This is a genomic window from Cylindrospermopsis raciborskii Cr2010, assembly GCF_003367075.2.
Classification (GTDB): Bacteria; Cyanobacteriota; Cyanobacteriia; order Cyanobacteriales; family Nostocaceae; genus Raphidiopsis; species Raphidiopsis raciborskii.
Genome location: NZ_CP065936.1, coordinates 144,726 through 163,257 on the forward strand (window position 1 = coordinate 144,726; position 18,532 = coordinate 163,257).

At 41.4% G+C, this 18,532-nt stretch carries 14 protein-coding genes, 1 other RNA gene and 1 pseudogene; 10 read left to right on the plus strand and 6 right to left on the minus strand.

Features of this window, described 5'->3' with window-relative positions:
- Nucleotides 1–11 precede the first annotated feature (11 nt).
- Nucleotides 12–788 carry a hypothetical protein gene (locus C6N34_RS00645; protein ID WP_057178065.1) on the minus strand — a complete coding sequence of 259 codons (777 nt, stop codon included), beginning with the start codon at nucleotides 786–788 and terminating at the stop codon, nucleotides 12–14.
- Between the two features lie 196 nt (nucleotides 789–984).
- On the minus strand, nucleotides 985–2,181 hold the full coding sequence (gene hetZ, locus C6N34_RS00650) for a heterocyst differentiation protein HetZ (protein WP_006278492.1): 1,197 nt from the start codon (nucleotides 2,179–2,181) through the stop codon (nucleotides 985–987).
- Between the two features lie 19 nt (nucleotides 2,182–2,200).
- Between hetZ and C6N34_RS00655 the strand changes: the two genes are divergently transcribed.
- Nucleotides 2,201–2,668 carry a hypothetical protein gene (locus C6N34_RS00655; RefSeq protein ID WP_057177028.1) on the plus strand — a complete coding sequence of 156 codons (468 nt, stop codon included), beginning with the start codon at nucleotides 2,201–2,203 and terminating at the stop codon, nucleotides 2,666–2,668.
- 88 nt (nucleotides 2,669–2,756) lie between these two features.
- Here the strand turns inward: C6N34_RS00655 and sds are convergent, their stop codons facing one another.
- Nucleotides 2,757–3,728 carry a solanesyl diphosphate synthase gene (sds, locus tag C6N34_RS00660; RefSeq protein ID WP_006278494.1) on the minus strand — a complete coding sequence of 324 codons (972 nt, stop codon included), beginning with the start codon at nucleotides 3,726–3,728 and terminating at the stop codon, nucleotides 2,757–2,759.
- Between the two features lie 630 nt (nucleotides 3,729–4,358).
- On the opposite strand from sds, the gene C6N34_RS00665 reads away from it, so the two are divergent.
- Together C6N34_RS00665 and fabG are read left to right on the plus strand one after the other, a co-directional pair.
- Complete coding sequence (locus C6N34_RS00665; RefSeq protein ID WP_006278495.1) at nucleotides 4,359–4,517, plus strand: hypothetical protein; 159 nt, start codon at nucleotides 4,359–4,361, stop codon at nucleotides 4,515–4,517.
- Between the two features lie 73 nt (nucleotides 4,518–4,590).
- The gene (fabG, locus tag C6N34_RS00670; protein WP_006278496.1) at nucleotides 4,591–5,331 is read left to right on the plus strand and encodes a 3-oxoacyl-[acyl-carrier-protein] reductase; all 741 of its coding nucleotides are present in this window, start codon (nucleotides 4,591–4,593) and stop codon (nucleotides 5,329–5,331) included.
- Nucleotides 5,332–5,397: 66 nt separating this feature from the next.
- Here the strand turns inward: fabG and C6N34_RS00675 are convergent, their stop codons facing one another.
- On the minus strand, nucleotides 5,398–6,480 hold the full coding sequence (locus C6N34_RS00675; protein WP_006278497.1) for an MraY family glycosyltransferase: 1,083 nt from the start codon (nucleotides 6,478–6,480) through the stop codon (nucleotides 5,398–5,400).
- A 242-nt stretch (nucleotides 6,481–6,722) separates the two neighbouring features.
- Between C6N34_RS00675 and groL the strand changes: the two genes are divergently transcribed.
- The 6 genes from groL to C6N34_RS00705 all read left to right on the plus strand — a co-directional run bounded on the left by groL (nucleotide 6,723) and on the right by C6N34_RS00705 (nucleotide 12,441).
- Nucleotides 6,723–8,408, plus strand: coding sequence for a chaperonin GroEL (gene groL / locus C6N34_RS00680; RefSeq protein WP_057177025.1), 1,686 nt, complete (start codon nucleotides 6,723–6,725; stop codon nucleotides 8,406–8,408).
- A gap of 103 nt (nucleotides 8,409–8,511) precedes the next feature.
- Nucleotides 8,512–9,684 carry a magnesium/cobalt transporter CorA gene (corA, locus tag C6N34_RS00685; RefSeq protein ID WP_235528899.1) on the plus strand — a complete coding sequence of 391 codons (1,173 nt, stop codon included), beginning with the start codon at nucleotides 8,512–8,514 and terminating at the stop codon, nucleotides 9,682–9,684.
- A 31-nt stretch (nucleotides 9,685–9,715) separates the two neighbouring features.
- Nucleotides 9,716–10,432: a hypothetical protein gene (locus tag C6N34_RS00690; RefSeq protein WP_040009976.1), complete on the plus strand. Its 717-nt coding sequence runs from the start codon at nucleotides 9,716–9,718 to the stop codon at nucleotides 10,430–10,432.
- Nucleotides 10,433–10,468: 36 nt separating this feature from the next.
- An RNA gene (gene rnpB, locus C6N34_RS00695) (RNase P RNA component class A) lies at nucleotides 10,469–10,844 on the plus strand.
- A 30-nt stretch (nucleotides 10,845–10,874) separates the two neighbouring features.
- Entirely contained in the window at nucleotides 10,875–11,591 is a 717-nt protein-coding gene (rnc, locus tag C6N34_RS00700; protein WP_057177024.1) for a ribonuclease III, read from the plus strand.
- Between the two features lie 73 nt (nucleotides 11,592–11,664).
- Nucleotides 11,665–12,441 carry a D-Ala-D-Ala carboxypeptidase family metallohydrolase gene (locus C6N34_RS00705; RefSeq protein WP_115538984.1) on the plus strand — a complete coding sequence of 259 codons (777 nt, stop codon included), beginning with the start codon at nucleotides 11,665–11,667 and terminating at the stop codon, nucleotides 12,439–12,441.
- Nucleotides 12,442–12,605: 164 nt separating this feature from the next.
- Here C6N34_RS00705 and C6N34_RS00710 read toward each other — a convergent pair.
- Nucleotides 12,606–12,875, minus strand: a pseudogene (locus C6N34_RS00710) (Uma2 family endonuclease); the annotation flags it as partial.
- A gap of 393 nt (nucleotides 12,876–13,268) precedes the next feature.
- Here C6N34_RS00710 and C6N34_RS00715 point away from each other — a divergent pair.
- The gene (locus C6N34_RS00715; RefSeq protein WP_236107275.1) at nucleotides 13,269–17,294 is read left to right on the plus strand and encodes a WD40 domain-containing protein; all 4,026 of its coding nucleotides are present in this window, start codon (nucleotides 13,269–13,271) and stop codon (nucleotides 17,292–17,294) included.
- Here C6N34_RS00715 and mnmA read toward each other — a convergent pair.
- On the minus strand, nucleotides 17,284–18,333 hold the full coding sequence (gene mnmA / locus C6N34_RS00720; protein ID WP_057177032.1) for a tRNA 2-thiouridine(34) synthase MnmA: 1,050 nt from the start codon (nucleotides 18,331–18,333) through the stop codon (nucleotides 17,284–17,286). The two genes, C6N34_RS00715 and mnmA, sit on opposite strands and share 11 nt — an antisense overlap.
- Nucleotides 18,334–18,532: the final 199 nt, after the last annotated feature.

Here is an 18,532-nt window from a genome sequence, read left to right on the forward strand (position 1 = left end):
ATTCTCTTAAACTACACGGTCACATTAATTGCCAATAACAAAGGCTGAGTTTCCGCTTGTGGGAATTCAACTGCTAGGATATAGGTTTGGTTGGCACGGGGAAAGTTTAATTCTAAACTGGCTTTGTGACCTTCCTTAGAGAAGGTAGTTACGGATGTGCCATTCCCCTGAATTGTGAAACTTCCTGGAGTTGGTAACTCACCATAAACACGTAACTTCATCGTGGCACCCAAGGAAAGCAATTGTGCTTGAATAGTTAGAGTACCACCGTAACTTTCCCACTGTTGCTCTACGACTGGGTTAGAAAGGGAAATAGATAAAGTTAGACTTTCTAACAATTGTTTAGCAGCTATCAGCGACAAAGCCATTTGTTGACGCGGTTGCAATTTAGAATAGTCTTTGTCAATACTAGGTAGGGTTTCCAAGGTGCTTACGGATCTGTAGGAACTTCTGAGTACTAATCCAGCTAAGTCGCTAATTAAATGATCCTCATCTGGAAACATATCTGACACGGCCTGTATCAATTTAGGTCCCAATGGGATACAGGATGTCACTAGTGATTGACACCTGTCCACTAAGTGTTGAAAAACCTTATCCGGTAACGGAATTGGTAGACGGAGTTGAGATTGCTGTGCCAACCACCCCCAGGCGGGAACTAAAGCAATCCCGATATCTTCGACAAATTCTGGATACTCTACTAACTGACTTTCCCAAGGAAATAAAGGTGGGCGGTTTTGGATTTCGAGTTGTAATCGCCGCTTAAGGACGACTTGAAAACGTTCTTGCACAGTAGGAATTTCTCCTAATTGAAAAGGTTGGGGTTCTCCCCTTAATGATGGCTTACTACTTTACTAAGTAGCAACTTTTTCACAGAGGGTCTTCTACCCGATAAATTCTCCCACACTCCACTGAGAGATTCTTGCCGCTTTGACAAAATTTGCCAAAAAGTGACTTTGATACCAGTATCGTATGAGTTGTAAGTCCTTATTCATAAGCAGATGGAGTGGATCCGGACAATGAATTGCGAATTTCCCATGCTTTTTCTAAAATTTTGAACCACCGTTTTTGCAGCTGGGCCACAGATAATCCCAAGTTTTTAGCTATTGTTTGGTCAGACTCTCCTTGATGTTTTAAATCTAATAAATATCTATCTTTTTCATCTAAATTGCGTATATATAATTCCCACTCATGGGGTGTTAGACCTAAGTTGGTTGGCAGTGACGCTTCTAGCCATTCATGCACTAATTCCCAGCGATGCAAAAGAGAAAATCGCATTAGATGATACTTGAATCGTTGCTGCAAGTAATCTCGTTGGCGTGGAGTTAGGCCCAAAACTGATTCAATCTCCTGGGCTGAAAAGTCCTGAAGTCGCAATGAAAAATACTCCGCACAGTCTAGTTGCTGTTTTTGCTCTAAATAATTCATTAATTCAGTAATCACCACGGAGCGCAAACTACCTTCTTCAATTTCTGGCTCTGGTTGTGTAGCTATAGCAGCCCGCAATTGGGTTAATATAGGCTCGTCCCACGAACGATCAGATTCACCACCACTTGCTTGGGTAGCTTGTTCAATATCAACACTAGTTTCTAGAGGTTGCTGTTGGGAGAAGGTCTGTGCCCTTAAAATTATTAATTGTTGCTGGCGTCCGGGTAATGGAATCCGACGTTTGGCATACCGTTCGGTAAATGCCATATATTCTGCTAACTCTAGGAGAGTTTGAGGACGATAGTCAGGTGGTTGCTGATTCTCGCGGCGAAAGGCGTTTAGAGACTCCAAATAAAAACCTTGCAGGAAGTCCTCTATAGCAATCATTCTCCCCTGATAGCTCAATTGCCTTTGGGGTAAGTTAATATATCTATATACGATTGAACTTAACACACTGTGTAGTTCTACCCTACCTCTATGAGATCCTAATTGGTAATACCGCAAGCACTGTTGCAGTCTATATCGGGCCAAGGTGGTGGCAGAGCTTTCTATTTCGCCGGAGGATTGAATGCGTTTGCTTTCGTTGCAAATTCTCATTACTTCACTGGCAATTCGCACTGCTATATTGCGACAGTTTTTTTCTGTCGATTTGGTGCACTGCTGGAGTTCCCTCAGAAGAAATTCAAATATTACTTCTATCACCTCCACTCCAATAGATCGATCCTCCTTATTAATTGATGTTACCGTTGAATTCATACTCGTAACTTTAAAAATTATGACAAATTTAGAAAAACAAATTCAATTACTGATTCAGAATGCGCCGAAAGATGGCATAACACCAAAACTTGTGGCGACCATCGCGCCAGTTTTAAGGGTGGCTGCGAAAAATCTTCGACACCCGCGATACTACATCCTTCAAAATTCTGAAGGATCTTGGGTTTCAACTACACTGTGCAACAAAGCCAATCCAGAATTAGAAAAGCAGGTAATTTACGCCTTTCCTAGACTAAACGATGCTATTCGCTCTTCACACATAGAAATTAAACCCCAGGTAGTAGCTAAACCCATACCTATAATTGATATTTTATTTCAACTGTTGGCAATAACACCAGTAGATAGCATAGTTTTTATGGAAACCCCTGGAACTAACACCAACGCTGTGGAAGTAAGACGTGCAGATCTGGAAAATATGATTCAACAGACCCTACAGCAACACTTACCCCCCCCCACAAACATAGCCTGATGAATGGTAAAATTGAGAGCTGGGTAGGCAGCTCGCGGCCACCATAAGAACGGGGAATCCCAGTCTCCCAGCTAAAATCCAAACTTGCTTAGTATAGACGACTTAGTACGTAATCCGTCATGTTAATTAATGCTTGCTTTGATTCAGAGGGTCCTAGGTCTGCAATATGTTGCTTTGCTAGATTGGCGTGGTGATTCGCTAATTCTCTAGCTCTGGGTATCCCTTGACTATCAGAAATCAACTTCACAGCTTGCTCTAAATCCCCCTCTTGAGCAAACTCTCTTTCAATTAGTACTTCCAGAGACGGTTGCTCCTCCAGGGCAAATAAAACCGGTGCAGTTAGATTACCACTTTTGAGATCCGATGCAGCTGGTTTACCCAAAGTATCCATAGAACCAGTGAAATCTAAAATATCATCTACTATTTGAAAGGCTAAACCTAAATCCTTACCGTAATTATATAGGTTGTTAGCACTTTCTGAAGATACGTTACTCAAAATTCCAGCGGCTTTAGCACTGTTGGCAATCAATGAAGCCGTTTTGTAATAACTCTTTTTTAGGTAAGTTTCTATCGACAGATTAGTATCAAAGCGATTTAGCCCTTGCTGAATCTCTCCAGCCGCTAAATCCATGATTACTTCTGAAAGCAGTTTCACTACCTCTAGGTTATCTAGATTGGCCAAGTACCAGGAAGATTGGGCAAATAGAAAATCTCCAGCTAACACTGCAATGCGATTGCCAAACAAACTATGAACTGTAGGCACTCCTCTACGTATATCTGATTCATCCACTACATCATCATGAACTAAACTGGCTGTATGAATCATCTCTGTAATTTCAGCCAATCGTCTGTGACCTAGGGAGATGTCTTCTTCTAGCGTTGTAGCCCGCGATATTAATAAAACAATGGCTGGTCTGATACGCTTACCCCCAGCACCGAATAAATGTTCAGCTGCTGCATAGAGAATGGGGTGGCGATTTCCAACTAGCTGTGTCAGGTTATCTGCTAGTATTCGCAGGTCTGCTTCCACAGGGGTAAACAGGAAGGTGGCTGGGGTCATGGATGGGCGGACTCTGACTTTAGTTACGAAAGTTTACATATTCTTTACTCATTTTAAGATAAACCATCAAGGCCGCAAAGTTATCGGTTAATAGTTGACCACAATTGTTACTTTTCCTGGCTTTTTGTATCCCTGGTTACCATTTGCTTTTAGTTGTTTAAAGTTAAAACTCGATGAAATTAAACTTGGTTAACCATATTTTATCTCTTTTATTAGCTTAAAAACTTATATATCTGTGTAAAGTTGGTAAAAATTCAAACTAGACTTGCAAGTAGGGCTTGACGCAGGTGACTATGGTCATAACTGAAAAATAAACTCAAAATTTTGCACAAATTTTATTTCCTCATGTTAGACTAAAATCTAGAAATTTTAAATTTTTGAGCTATTCACTTCCGAGAAGAAATTCCTCATCAGTAGGTAATTCTGCTCATGGCGTATGTGAGTACAAAATAAATTGTTGTCCGCGAAATCAGGAAGTTTATTCCGACAATTTTGATGTGGGAAAAATACTTTCCCACGTAGATAGTGTGGTTTCAGCTGGGCTAATAGGCTCTGTAGTTAGTAACGGTTCTAACTTTATGTTTTTTTGGGGGTTGGGATGGTTTAAAAATGAATTATGAGAATGTGCCTATGATGATATTTATTTTAGCTTCCGGATACTTGTTAATTGTCTATTTGTTGTTAGCTCTGGCTAAACGAAGCACCGGGAGTTTGTCTCGCACAGAAAGAGTTCCCGGACAACATCAAAAGCAAGCAAAGCTCGACAAAAAGGTTGCTGAACTTGGTTAATATTATAGTTGTAGCCAGAACACCTACTTAGTGGTTCTGAATACTGCAGTTAACCAATATTCAAAAACACCCAATGACATCAGTAAAAGATCAAGTTGCAATTGTTACAGGAGCATCGAGAGGTATTGGCCGGGCGATCGCCCTCCAACTGGCAGAGAAAGGAGCTAAAATAGTAGTTAACTATGCTAGCTCCAGTACTGCTGCGGAGAAAGTAGTATCTGAGATTATAGCATTAGGGGGAGAAGCGATCGCTCTGCAGGCGGATGTTTCCCAAGCGGGTCAGGTAGAGGACATGGTGAACAAGACCTTAGAAACGTTCAACCGAATTGATCTGCTGGTAAACAATGCGGGTATTACCCGTGACACCCTATTGCTGCGGATGAAATTAGAAGACTGGCAGGCGGTAATAGATACAAATTTGACAGGTGTATTTTTATGTACAAAAGCTGTGAGCAAGATTATGCTCAAGCAGAGATCGGGGAGAATAATTAACATATCTTCTGTAGCGGGGCAAATGGGCAATCCAGGGCAGGCCAACTACAGTGCAGCCAAGGCGGGGGTAATAGGCTTTACCAAGACCGTTGCTAAAGAATTAGCATCCCGTGGTATTACAGTCAATGCAGTTGCCCCAGGTTTTATCCAAACGGACATGACCAGTGAAATCAAGGCGGAGGGAATCCTGCAGTACATTCCTTTAGGGAGATTTGGCAAGCCGGAAGAAATTGCAGGAATGGTAAGCTTTCTAGCCACGGATCCCGCTGCTGCCTATATTACTGGACAAGTATTTAACGTGGATGGGGGTATGGTAATTTAAAATTCAGAAGATAGGGCCTGCGTCATAGCAAGCCCAAATTGAGTAATAGGATTCATGGATACCCAATCAAGAGTTACTATGAACCCGTGGAATTAAAGTAGAGGACATAAATAAAACAATAGCGGATGCGGAAGCAAAAATTACAGGTAAAGTCATAGCTTGTATAGACATAGCTAAAATATTAAAGAACAAGGTTAATGACCATAATATCAAGCTAGCGCGTCGTTGAGAAAAACCCCAAGCCAATAGACGATGATGTAAATGATCCTTACCAGGAGTACTGAGAGGGTTTTTTCCTGCTAGGAGGCGTTTAATAAAAACCTGGGTAGTATCTAAAACTGGCAACATCAAAAACAAAACCGTTGGTATAAGAGAATAAATGGTACTTTCCTGTAATTTACCTAATATACTTGTAGCAGCTAGCACATAACCTAAAAAATAGGCTCCAGCATCACCCATAATAATGCGGGAGGGGTAAAAGTTGTGGCGTAAAAAGCCAAGAGCTGCCCCCGACAGTGCAGCCAATACCAGAGTTGCTGCGGCTCGATTATCAAACTGGGCAGAGACCCCCAACAAACTCATGGCAGTAATAAAACTAATGCCACCAGCTAAACCATCCATACCGTCCATGAGATTAACGGCATTGGTAATGCCAACTATCCATAAAACAGTGAGAGCTGTAGACAAAAAGGAATCAATAGGAGTACCAAACATCACCTTGATACTCATACCATTAGCCACCAATAACAGGGCAGTAATAATTTGTGTCCATAACCGAATAAATGGAGGCAGACCAAACTGGTCGTCTATAAACCCAACCAAAACAAGAATAGATCCACCCAAAAGAATTGTGAGAACCTGGGCTAAAACCCCCTGGAGTTCGATAGGTCGGAAAAGACTGGCAAAGACCACAGCAGCAATTACGCCGGCATAGATAGCCAGGCCTCCCGCATTGGGTAAAGGTTCCCGATTGAGTCGTCGGGCATTAGGTTGGTCAGCCCAACCGACCCGGAGGGCAAATTGACGAACAGTGGGAATTGAACCCCAGGTTATGAGCCAAGCCAAAATAAAAGTAAATACCACTGCTAACCAGCCGGTGCCACTAGGGTTAGCAATACCAAGAGCCTTAAGAGAGTTGTCTATATTCATTTCCCCCCATAACCATAACCATTAGTTTGCCAGACCAGTACCAACTGTAATAGTATAGCCTTAGCCAAAACGCTCAGGACAAAGTTGATCGGTAAAAGTGAGTGCCAGATAGGCGTTCTGGCTTACCTCCCACAGCTGCACCCATTTTTGGTAACTATTTGCTAAATTGAATAGGCGGCACAGTTAGCACTCCTGAATTAAGAGTGCTAAATTGTCTAATGAAACTAAGGAAAAGATCAACCATGGCTAAGATCATTGCATTTGATGAAGAATCACGTCGGGCTCTAGAAAAGGGTATTAACGCATTAGCGGATGCGGTAAAAATCACCCTGGGACCAAGGGGTCGTAATGTGCTGTTAGAAAAAAAATTTGGTATCCCCCAAATTGTGAACGATGGCATTACAGTAGCCAAAGAAATTGAATTGGAAGACCCCCTAGAAAATACTGGGGCCAGACTAATTCAAGAAGTGGCTTCCAAAACCAAGGATGTAGCTGGAGATGGAACTACAACCGCCACCGTGCTGGCACAAGCCCTAGTTAAGGAAGGATTAAAAAACGTAGCTGCTGGTACAAATCCCATTGCATTGAAACGGGGTATAGATAAAACCGTAGAAGCACTAGTCAAGGAAATTGCCAAAATTGCTAAACCGGTAGAAGACAGCGAATTAGATTCTCCTACTGCCAGTATTGCTCAAGTTGCCACAGTTTCTGCTGGCAATGATGAAGAAGTAGGCCAGATGTTAGCCCAGGCCATGGCCAAGGTTACCAAAGATGGTGTCATTACCGTGGAAGAGTCCAAATCCTTAACAACGGAATTGGAAGTGGTAGAAGGAATGCAAATTGATAGAGGTTACATTTCTCCCTACTTCATTACCAACAATGACCGGATGACAGTAGAATTTGATAACCCCCGCATTCTAATTGCAGATAAGAAAATCAGTAGTATTCAGGACCTGGTGCCAATATTAGAAAAAGTAGCCCGGTTGGGTCAGCCTTTGTTAATTATTGCTGAAGATGTGGAAGGAGATGCTTTAGCAACCTTAGTAGTCAACAAAGCACGGGGAGTTTTAGCCGTTGCTGCTATTAAATCTCCCGGCTTTGGTGAACGTCGTAAAGCCTTGTTACAGGATATTGCCATTCTCACCGATGGGCAAATGATTTCCGAAGAAATTGGTTTGAGTCTGGATACAGCAACCCTAGAAATGCTGGGGAAAGCTCGGAAAATAACCATAGATAAGGAAAACACCACCATTGTTTCTGGTAGTGAAAACAAACCGGAAATCCAAAAACGGATTGCCCAGATTCGTAAGCAGCTAGAAGAAACGGATTCTGACTATGATGCGGAAAAACTGCAAGAACGGATTGCTAAATTAGCTGGCGGTGTGGCAGTTATCAAAGTCGGTGCTGCTACGGAAACCGAACTAAAAGACCGTAAACTGCGAATTGAGGATGCGCTAAATGCTACTAAAGCAGCAGTAGAAGAAGGGATTGTTCCAGGTGGTGGCACAACTCTAATTCATTTAGTTGCAAAAGTAGATGCAATTAAAGACACTTTGGATGGGGAAGAAAAAATTGGGGCAGAAATTGTCCAAAGATCCCTAGAAGCCCCCCTACGTCAAATTGCTAACAATGCAGGTGTGGAGGGTTCTGTAATTGTTTCTCAAGTTCGCAACAGCGATTTTAATATTGGCTACAATGCGGCTACTGGTGAATTTGAAGACCTGATTGCCGCTGGGATTATTGACCCCGCTAAAGTAGTTCGTTCCTCATTACAAAACGCTGCATCTATTGCAGGTATGGTGTTAACCACCGAGGTTTTAGTAGTGGAAAAACCAGAAAAGAAAGCCCCCGCTGCACCCGACCCTGGCATGGGCGGTATGGGTGGTATGGGCGGTATGGGTGGCATGGGTGGCATGGGAATGTTTTAATTGCCGCCCTTTAAGGTAAAATTTTTCATAGTTTGTCTTTTTTATAAGACAAACTTTTTTGTTTTTTTCACCACTTGTCACTAAAAATTAGGTGAAATTTCCGATGAATAAGAAACATGCTCGCTCTGGGAATAACAGGAGTAATCGAGGTATAGATGGTGCAAAAACCGGTAAATCCTTTACTCAGGAATATTATCATCAACCAGGCACTATTCCAGGGACGATTATCATTCATGAGGATGCCCAACAACCACAAATTGTTTTAATGGATTACAACTCAACTGATTTAGTCGAAAGGCGAATCATCAATCCAGAAGAATGTAGTGATTACCTCCGGACACAGTCCGTTTCTTGGGTGGATGTCCAAGGTTTAGGAAATCGGGATGTAATTCATCGCTTGGGACAAACTTTTGATTTACACCCGTTGATTTTGGAAGACGTAGTCAATATGGCAGAACGACCCAAGATTGAAGATTATGAAGAACAACTGGTGATAATTGCCCGAATGGTTGTGCCAAATACCAATAATCGTAGTTTTTATAGTGAACAGGTTAGCTTAGTCCTAGGAACCCATTATGTTTTAACCATTCAAGAAGAATCAGAGCATGATTGTTTCGACAGTGTCAGGGCAAGAATTAATAAGAATAAAGGTATTATCCGGGGAGAGAAAAGTGATTATTTGGCTTACTCTCTATTAGATGCCATTATTGACGGTTTTTTTCCAGTCTTAGAATTGTATGGGGAGCGTATTGCTGAGCTGGAGGAAGAAGTAATTACTAATCCTACATCAGAAACTTTAAAGCAAATATATCAAGTTAAACGAGAGTTATTACAACTAAGAAGAGGAATTTGGCCCCAAAGGGATGCGATTAGTTCCCTCATTCGTGATGGTAGCCACTTGATTAGCCAAGAGGTAAGTATTTACCTAAGAGATTGTTATGATCACGCAGTCCAGGTCCTGGATATGGTAGAAAATTACCGAGAATTGGTTTCGGGCTTAATGGATGTTTATATGTCGGCTGTGAGTAACAAAATGAACGAAATTATGAAGCTACTCACGGTAATTTCATCTATTTTCATCCCCTTGACATTTGTTGTAGGAGTATATGGCATGAATTTTAGTACCGAAAAATCGCCCTATAATATGCCAGAACTAAACTGGTATTGGGGGTATCCCTTTTGTCTGGGATTAATGGCAGTGATTGCCAGTAGTTTAATGTTGTTTTTTTGGCGTCGAGGTTGGTTAACTAATTCATTTGAAATTAATCAAAAATAAGTCTGATTTATTGGTGAGGATAGATAATTCTATGGTGTTACAAAGTGGTGATCAAAATCTGATTTTGTTGATGGTTTATATTCTATGCCTATATTACACCTTCAACCGGATGATCACATCAATTGATGATATGATCATGCTCAAGTTTGAGAAAGAATCTGTCGCCCAACAATTAAAGGAGCAAAACCTAGACAACGAAATAGCAATTTCCTGTGGAGGGGGAACCTATTCCTTGGAGAAAGTTAAAGATAATTTAAGACAATTACCCATCAGCATTGAAAACAAGTCAGAAACTTTTGCTGTATATGTGGACTGGGATAATAGTTCCTGGGTATTTGAACAGAGTAAAAAATCCCGTCGTGTTATTCGCCAATCTCCAGATATGATCCGAGACCTAGCTATTCCCCAGGTTCCCACAATTATCGCGCCTAAGAAAACTATGTCTGAAACAGTAACTGCTGAGGATATTTTAAAACGAAATAAGGAAAGCGGAGTATATGAGGTTAGCAAACCATTAGTTGATATAGCGGTAACCAAGGGACAGAGAAATCTCCAGGGTTGGTACAAGGAGTTTATGGAAGGGAAAAAGAAAATAGAATTCTCCCTGCAGTTGGTATTAAGAATATCGGAGTTACGTACTGGTTTAGCTTCTGGTACAAATATACCACCTGTGTCTATCATAAACTGTCCCTTTACCATTGAAAAACTACCGTGGACTTATGCTCTACCTTGGAATAAGAGACGTTGACCTTAAAGGTAAATAAAAGGTTAAACTGGTAGGGGAGAGAGTAGACGTAGGTGGTTGCAGATTGGTGATTAACACCGGTTTGAGGAAAGTCCGGGCTCCCGAAAGACCAAACTTGCTGGATAACGTCCAGTACGAGCGATCGTGAGGAAAGTGCCACAGAAAAATACCGCCAGTTTTCAGAATGCTAATTCTAGAGTTGGTAAGGGTGCAAAGGTGCGGTAAGAGCGCACCAGCAGTATCGAGAGGTACTGGCTCGGTAAACCCCGGTTGGGAGCAAGGCCAGAGAAACTATGGTTGGTCTTTTACCAGTTTCGGCAAATTAGAGCCGCTTGAGGTAGTTGGTAACAACTATCCCAGACAGATAACTACCCTCGCAAGAGAACAGAACCCGGCTTATGTGCTGCTCTCTCTTTTTTAAAACTTGTAATTCTATTTTTTACTAATGTCCCGCGTTTACCCTCGCCGTCAACGGCAACTTGAAAGTTTAATCCAAAAGTTGGGATTATCAGCAAATAGTCCTATTAAGTGGCCACTGCTGGACTTGGCACTTACTCACCCTACTGTTTCTGAATCGGCAAATTATGAACAGCTAGAATTCGTCGGTGATGCTGTTGTTCGTTTAGTAGCAGCTGTTGTCCTGTGGGAAAGCTATCCTGATTGCTGTGTGGGTGACTTTGCTGCTATCCGTTCCGTTCTAGTGAGCGATCGCATTCTTGCTAGATTAGCCAGGGAGTATGGTTTAGAATTATATTTGTTAGTGGCAGGTAGTGCCACAGCGGATAATGTTGGGCAGGAGTCTCGTTTAGCAGACGCATTTGAAGCATTATTAGGTGCTCTTTATCTTAGTACCCAGAATTTAATCCTAATTCGTCCTTGGTTGGATCCTCATTTTCAGGAACTAGCAGAGCAAATTCGTTTAGATCCAGCTAAGCTAAATTATAAAGCTGCTCTACAAGAATGGACTCAAGCGGGATATAAGGTGTTACCGGAATATCGGGTCGTGGAAGTTAATCAACCCCAGAATCCCCATGAACGTTTTTTGGCCCAGGTTTGGTTACATGAGAAAATTCTCGGACAGGGGAAAGGAAGATCAATCAAAGCAGCTGAACAAGAAGCAGCTAAGGTAGCCTATTTAGCAATTACTCAAAGCGTTACTTGAAAACACGATTGTGTACATTTTTAGGATATATTTTTATCAGTTTGCCGATTTTTATAGTTCTTAAGGTGCAATTATGACGGGTAACCCCCCTGCAATCAATCCGAAAGAGATTAGGTCTCTAAGTGAGTTTGTCAGACTGAAAGCTCCAGCCATATTTATTATGGATGCCCATCCAGACTTAGTGAAAGAAATCCAATCACTACTCAAAATAGATCCAGATGGTTTAGTTGGACCAGTGACTAAACAAGTATTCTCAGAATTTAAAACATTAAATCAATTACAATACCCATTAGGTTTAGGCATAGGTACTGCTCAGGAACTACTAGAATTAAAAGACAAAGAAGAAACAGAAGCGATCAGAGAAGACCTGATTAAATTAGACCTAAAAGTTAATCCAGATGCAGGTTCTCCCACTGGTCGTAGCATGACCTTACCCGATGGTAAAATAGTTTATGCCAACCAGTATATAGTTGAGGGTATACCCTTAACTTGGGGAGAAGCAACCAAAGACTGTACTCGTGTTCCTACTAGTGCGGAATATGTAGCCAATGCCATCCGAGTGGCAAAAACCTGGGGGCCAGTGAGGGAGAAATTTGGCTCACCCATCAGAATTACATCCGGGTATCGCCCACCTGCAGTTAATAGTTCCGTAGGTGGTGCGCGTAATAGTCAGCATCTTTACTTTCGTGCCATAGATATGATTCCCATGAATGGAGACTTCAAGAAACTGTGGGAGGTCTTAAAGTCTTCCAATTTTTCCGGGTTGGGAGATGCGGTCTTTATGGGGAAAAACAAGGGGTTTTTTCACGCTGATGTAAGACCCGGTGGTAGGGTAATCTTCCCCTATTAAGTTGTAAGTAGTTATGGTTTAGGGGGATTACAGGGAAAGACTGTAATGGTTTTATCTCCACCCCCAGTGGCTAAAAGTAATTGAAATGGCATCTTCGGTACATTTGTTCGTTCCTCAGCTCAACCTACGTTCATCTTGTGTTTAATTACACTCACCCACTTAAATTATCCTTTTAGAATCTCATTTACAGTTAACTTCACCTCAGAAAACAAAGGGGAAAAAATCACCTCATCACCCGTAAAAACCTGCTCCTCATATAAACCTTCCAGCCACTCCAAAACAGTCACCTTTTGTGCCATCGGATCGACAATCCAATATTCATTAATACCCCGTGCTGCATACTCAGAACGCTTGTAACGATAATCTCGCTTTTCTTGATTAGGACTTACCACTTCAATCACCAATAAAGGATGGGGCATATCCATTTTTACTATTTTAACAACTGATGTCACGATCTATTTTTGTTCAACTTTTACTCAACAAGCATCAATTATAACCTATGCAAACTTGGAAAGGTCAAGTATCGTTACAAAAATTCGTGAACTACAAGAATAAGGTATGCGCATTGCACTCGTGCACTACTTCTATTCCTTTCTTATGGGTGGCTGTCTGATGCGATCGCATGTAGATGATGAAGTTCGTTCCCCAATCCAAACTACATTATCCTCTCCATTGCTGTTGCACTACCAACTAAACTATACTGGAACGTGCTGGATTAATCGTTCAAAACCGCATTTGTCGCTTTTAACTATCACAACTTGCTATTCCCGATTTAATATCAATCTAATTTTAGTGGAATCAACAGGATTTTCCCGGAGACCAACACCATGAATGATCTAGAAAATATTCCCAATCATCACTATGAACCGATCAAAACTATCCTACGAGTAATTGATTTTTCCCAAAGTCAATTTTCCCTGATTTTTTTGCACTGTAATGATGCTGAATTACGCGAACAAGTAGCAGCGCAATTGCGGGAAAGATCGCCCAACAAAATTGAGGAGATTACTCTACCTCATTCCGCCATAAGTCTCTATGATAATATATCCCTAACGTTGGATAGACATCCAGAAGTTTTGATGGTCTTTGGACTGGAGACTGTTAACAACCTGGACTCTATCTTACAGTTCTCCAACCAAATTAGAGAAGAATTTAGAAAAAACTTTACCTTTCCCCTATTGATTTGGATAGATGATCAAATACTGAGAAAAATTTTGAGAGTTGCACCAGATTTAGAAACTTGGGGTAGTATTATTGGCACACCTAATTACTACAATGGAGAAAACCAAGTGAAAAGTTTGGCTCAAATTCACAGGTTTTTGGCAGAAGCGGCTTTAGAAAATCAACAATGGTCAGAAGCTAAAAAGCAGGCACAGTATGCACAAGAAATCTTAACCAGTGTTGACCACATAATTTTACCAGATGATGGTTTATATCACTTGTTGATTGCTCGTTCCCAAATTGGTTTAGGAGAAACTAGCACGGCTATTAAAAATTTAGAAATCGCTAAAACTCATAGTGCGCCTCCCCAGGATCCCCAACTCTACATTGAGATTTTAAAAACTTTGGCCAGTTTATACTTTGATCACGGTAATTATTTAGAGGCGTTCTATGTTAGACAAGAGCAACTACAAGTTGAACAACAGTATGGGTTAAGAGCATTCCTGGGATCATCCTATTTAAATCCCCAACGCCCAATCATGAACGGGACTAATGGTTCCAATGGTCGTTCTATGGCATTTGGTAGGGAAGAAGATATCAAAAGGTTATGGCAAAGAATATCAGACAATGAACATCCATTAGTCGTGATTCACGGACAATTTGCAGTGGGTAAAACCTCAATTATTCAGGGGGGACTAGTTCCTATTCTGGAACAGGAACTTATTGATGATAGACAGCTGTTACCTATTATTCTGCGGGAGTACACAAACTGGTTAGAAGAATTATGGGAGCAATTATTAAATAAACTAGAGAACAAGTTACAATCAACTATAGCCATAGAAACATTTAATGGATTATCTCCACAGGAGAGAATTATTAAACTATTAAACATCAGTGGCGATAAAAATTTATTAACGGTTTTGATATTTGACCAACTTGAAGAATTTTTCTTTGTTGCCAATAACCTAGAGCAAAAAAGAACATTTTATCAATTGTTACGCTCTTGCCTAGATATTCCATTTGTTAAAATTATCCTTACCCTGCGGGAGGAATACTTACATTACTTACTGGAGATAGATAGACTAGTAGATTTAAGAGTTACTAATAATAACATTCTTGACAAAACTATTCGTTACTACTTGGGTAACTTCTCTAAAGCAGTGGCTAAGAGGATTATTCAAACTCTAATGGTCAAAGACCAATTTGAGTTACAGATGGAATTAATTGACCAATTAGTTGAAGAGTTGGGGGACAATTTAGGAGAGGTTAGACCCCTAGAACTACAAATTGTTGGTGCACAATTAGAAAAGGAGGGAATTGATACTTTAGAGCAATATGAACAATTTGGTGGTAAACAGAAACTACTAGAAAAATTCTTGCAGGATGTGATTAAAAGTTGTGGACCTGAGAATGAGTCAACAGCTCAATTGGTTTTATACTTGCTCACAGGGGAAAATGGAACTAAACCCTTGAAAACTCAAGCGGAAATAATAACACAGTTGTCAGTGGAAAGTGATAAACTAGATTTGGTTTTGAAGATTTTCGTTGGTTCAGGTTTAGTATGGCTAGTGCGAGAATCACTGAGGGATAGATATCAACTGGTTCACGACTGTTTAGTGCAGTTTATTCGTTATCAGTATGCACGTTCATATTATACTCAGTTATCAGCACAATTAGAGAGAATTCAAGCAGAGCTTAGACAAGAAAGGGAAGCTGAAGAACAAGCTCAGCTGGTAACTAAGCTGGAAGAAGATGCACTAATTGCTTTAGACCAGTTTCAAACTGACCCTCTACTATCCCTGGTTACTGCTGTGGGTAATGCTAACTTATTAAAATCCATAGTTCAAAACAATCCTCTGGATAAGTACCCAACCGTTCGTCCCATTTATACATTAAATACTATTCTTGACACCATCAGCGATCGCAACATCATCAAAGGTCATGAAGGTGGAATTACAAGTGTCTGTTTTAGTCCCGATGGACAAAGTATAGGGACTGGTTCCTGGGACAAAACAATTCGGTTATGGAATTTGCGGGGTGAAAACATCCAGCAGTTTCGTGGTCATGAAGGTGGAATTACAAGTGTTTGTTTTAGTCCCGATGGACAAAGTATAGGGACTGGTTCTGAGGATGGAACAGCTCGGTTATGGAATTTGCAGGGGAAAAACATCCAACAGTTCCGTGGTCATGAAGGTGGAGTCACAAGTATCTGTTTTAGTCCAGATGGACAAAGTATAGGGACTGGTTCTGAGGATGGAACAGCTCGGTTATGGAATTTGCAGGGGAAAAACATCCAACAGTTCCGTGGTCATGAAGGTGGAGTCACAAGTATCTGTTTTAGTCCAGACGGACAAAGTATAGGAACTGGTTCTGAGGATGGAACAGCTCGGTTATGGAATTTGCAGGGGGAAAACATCCAGCAATTTCATGGTCATGAGGACTGGGTTACAAGTGTGAGTTTTAGTCCCGATGGTCAAATCCTAGCTACCACCTCTGTGGACAAAACAGTTAGATTATGGAACTTGCAGGGAGAAACCATTCAACAATTTCATGGTCACGAGAACTGGGTCACCAGTGTGAGTTTCAGTCCCGATGGTAAAACCATCGCTACCACCTCTGTGGACAAAACAGCTAGATTATGGAACTTGCAGGGAGAAACCATTCAACAATTTCATGGTCACGAGAACTGGGTCACCAGTGTGAGTTTCAGTCCCGATGGTAAAACCATCGCTACCACCTCTGTGGACAAAACAGCTCGGTTGTGGGGGTTAAATAGACACAAAATTCAGGAGATTAGAGGTCATGAAGATTGGGTTACCAGTGTGAGTTTTAGCCCAGATGGTCAAAATATTGCAACTGGTTCCCGAGACAACACAGCTCGGTTGTGGAACTGGGAAGGTCGTCTGATTCAAGAATTTAAAGGTCATCAAAGTCGAGTCACAAGTGTTAATTTCAGCCCAGATGGACAAACCATAGGGACTGGTTCTGCTGATAAAACAGCTCGGTTGTGGAATTTGCAGGGTGATATCCTTGGAGAATTTCAGGGTCATGAGGACTGGGTTACAAGTGTCAGTTTCAGTCCCAATGGCCAAATCCTAGCTACTGGTTCCCGGGACAAAATAGCCAGGTTATGGAGCTTGCAGGGTGACCTCCTTGGAGAATTTCTAGGTCATGAGGACTGGGTTACAAGTGTCAGTTTCAGTCCCAATGGCCAAGCTCTAGCTACTGGTAGTGCTGACAAAATAGCTAGGTTATGGAACTTGCAGGGTGACCTCCTTGGAAAATTTCCAGGTCATGAGGGTGGGGTTACAAGTGTGAGTTTCAGTCCCGATGGCCAAACTGTTGTTACCGGTTCAGTTGACAAAATAGCTCGTTTATGGAATTTAAAGGGTTATCTGATTCGGGAATTCAAGGGTCATGATAGTGGGATAACAAATGTGAGTTTCAGTCCTGATGGACAAACTCTCGCTACCGCTTCTGTTGATAAGACAGTCCGGTTATGGGACTTAAAGGGTCAGCTAATTCAAGAGTTTAAGGGTTATGATGATACAGTTACAAGTGTGAGTTTTAGCCCAGATGGCCAAACTCTTGCTACTGGTTCTTTGGATAAAATAGCCCGCTTATGGCCTGTACGGTATTTAGATAGAGCGTTGAAAGATGGCAACACTTGGTTAATTGATACTAATTTTTGATGATCCCCCCACCTAATACCTTATCTCCCTCATACCAAACTGCTGCTTGTCCAGGTGTGATGCTGAATTGGGGTTCATCAAATACCAGTTGTACACAGTCGGTTTCCCCAGGGATAATTGTTGCCAGTACAGGTTGAGAACGGTAACGTATTTGCACTTCCCCACGAATAGTACCTCTGGGTTCTGCCATGGATACCCAGTTTACTCGCTCAACCGTACACTCTTTCTCTGTACCTTTCGTGCGATCGCCTACTACGACAAGATTATTAACTGTGTCTAACTTTATGACATATAGTGGTTCAGCTGCGGCAATTCCTAAGCCTTTGCGCTGTCCTATAGTGTAATGGTGAACACCATCATGCTTGCCTAAAATTTTGCCGTTACTGTCCACAATATCACCAGGTTTAGGAGCTAAATATTTGTCTAGAAATGCCCGCATGGAACCATTGCTCTCTACTAAGCATAAGTCCTGGCTCTCGGGTTTATCGGCGGTTTTTAAGCCATATTCGGCGGCAATTTTACGAGTATCATTTTTATTTAACTCTCCCAGGGGAAAGATAGTACCTGCTAGTAGTTCTTGGGATAAATCATATAAAAAGTAGGATTGATCTTTGTTGCGGTCAAAGGCACGTAGTAACTGATAACGTTCAGTCCCATGGTCGTAAGCAATTCGGGCATAATGACCAGTAGCAATAACATCAGATCCCAGTTTTTCTCTTGCATATTCTAACATGGGACCAAATTTCACAGTTCTGTTACATTGGGAACAGGGTAAGGGGGTGATTCCCGCGCTGTAACCGGAAACCAGATAATCCACAATGTTAGTTTGGAACACATCCCGCATATCAACAATTTCATGGGGAATACTTAGTTGTTGGCAAATAGTAGCTGCATCCACCATACCCTCGGAGCAGCACTGACCCTTCCCTTTCATTAACCAAAGGGTCAAACCAATGACATCATAGCCCTGATTGTGTAGAATGGCCGCTGCTACGGAACTGTCAACGCCACCAGAAAGACCAACAACAACTTTTTTCATCATTAATCTTTTTCATAGTTGAGATTTACAACATATAGACACTTTTCTAGGGTAGCACAGGTTTTGCGTTAGTGGTTGACGGTTGTTGACTGGAAGTTTATGGTGTGTTTGGTAGGTTGTGGTGTTCAATCAATCCAAGACTATCCTGATTAAAATGATAAATGATAGAAATTTAAAGCAAAACTTCATCTTTTGGTAA

What these genes read in the sequence shown, in the direction of transcription:
- mnmA (WP_057177032.1), bottom strand. Translation starts at nt 18,333, where the DNA reads ATGAAAAAAGTTGTTGTTGGTCTTTCTGGTGGCGTTGACAGTTCCGTA.
- fabG (WP_006278496.1), top strand. Translation starts at nt 4,591, where the DNA reads ATGACATCAGTAAAAGATCAAGTTGCAATTGTTACAGGAGCATCGAGA.
- C6N34_RS00675 (WP_006278497.1), bottom strand. Translation starts at nt 6,480, where the DNA reads ATGAATATAGACAACTCTCTTAAGGCTCTTGGTATTGCTAACCCTAGT.
- C6N34_RS00655 (WP_057177028.1), top strand. Translation starts at nt 2,201, where the DNA reads ATGACAAATTTAGAAAAACAAATTCAATTACTGATTCAGAATGCGCCG.
- rnc (WP_057177024.1), top strand. Translation starts at nt 10,875, where the DNA reads ATGTCCCGCGTTTACCCTCGCCGTCAACGGCAACTTGAAAGTTTAATC.
- hetZ (WP_006278492.1), bottom strand. Translation starts at nt 2,181, where the DNA reads ATGAATTCAACGGTAACATCAATTAATAAGGAGGATCGATCTATTGGA.
- corA (WP_235528899.1), top strand. Translation starts at nt 8,512, where the DNA reads ATGAATAAGAAACATGCTCGCTCTGGGAATAACAGGAGTAATCGAGGT.
- C6N34_RS00705 (WP_115538984.1), top strand. Translation starts at nt 11,665, where the DNA reads ATGACGGGTAACCCCCCTGCAATCAATCCGAAAGAGATTAGGTCTCTA.
- C6N34_RS00690 (WP_040009976.1), top strand. Translation starts at nt 9,716, where the DNA reads ATGGTGTTACAAAGTGGTGATCAAAATCTGATTTTGTTGATGGTTTAT.
- sds (WP_006278494.1), bottom strand. Translation starts at nt 3,728, where the DNA reads ATGACCCCAGCCACCTTCCTGTTTACCCCTGTGGAAGCAGACCTGCGA.
- C6N34_RS00665 (WP_006278495.1), top strand. Translation starts at nt 4,359, where the DNA reads ATGATGATATTTATTTTAGCTTCCGGATACTTGTTAATTGTCTATTTG.
- C6N34_RS00715 (WP_236107275.1), top strand. Translation starts at nt 13,269, where the DNA reads ATGAATGATCTAGAAAATATTCCCAATCATCACTATGAACCGATCAAA.
- groL (WP_057177025.1), top strand. Translation starts at nt 6,723, where the DNA reads ATGGCTAAGATCATTGCATTTGATGAAGAATCACGTCGGGCTCTAGAA.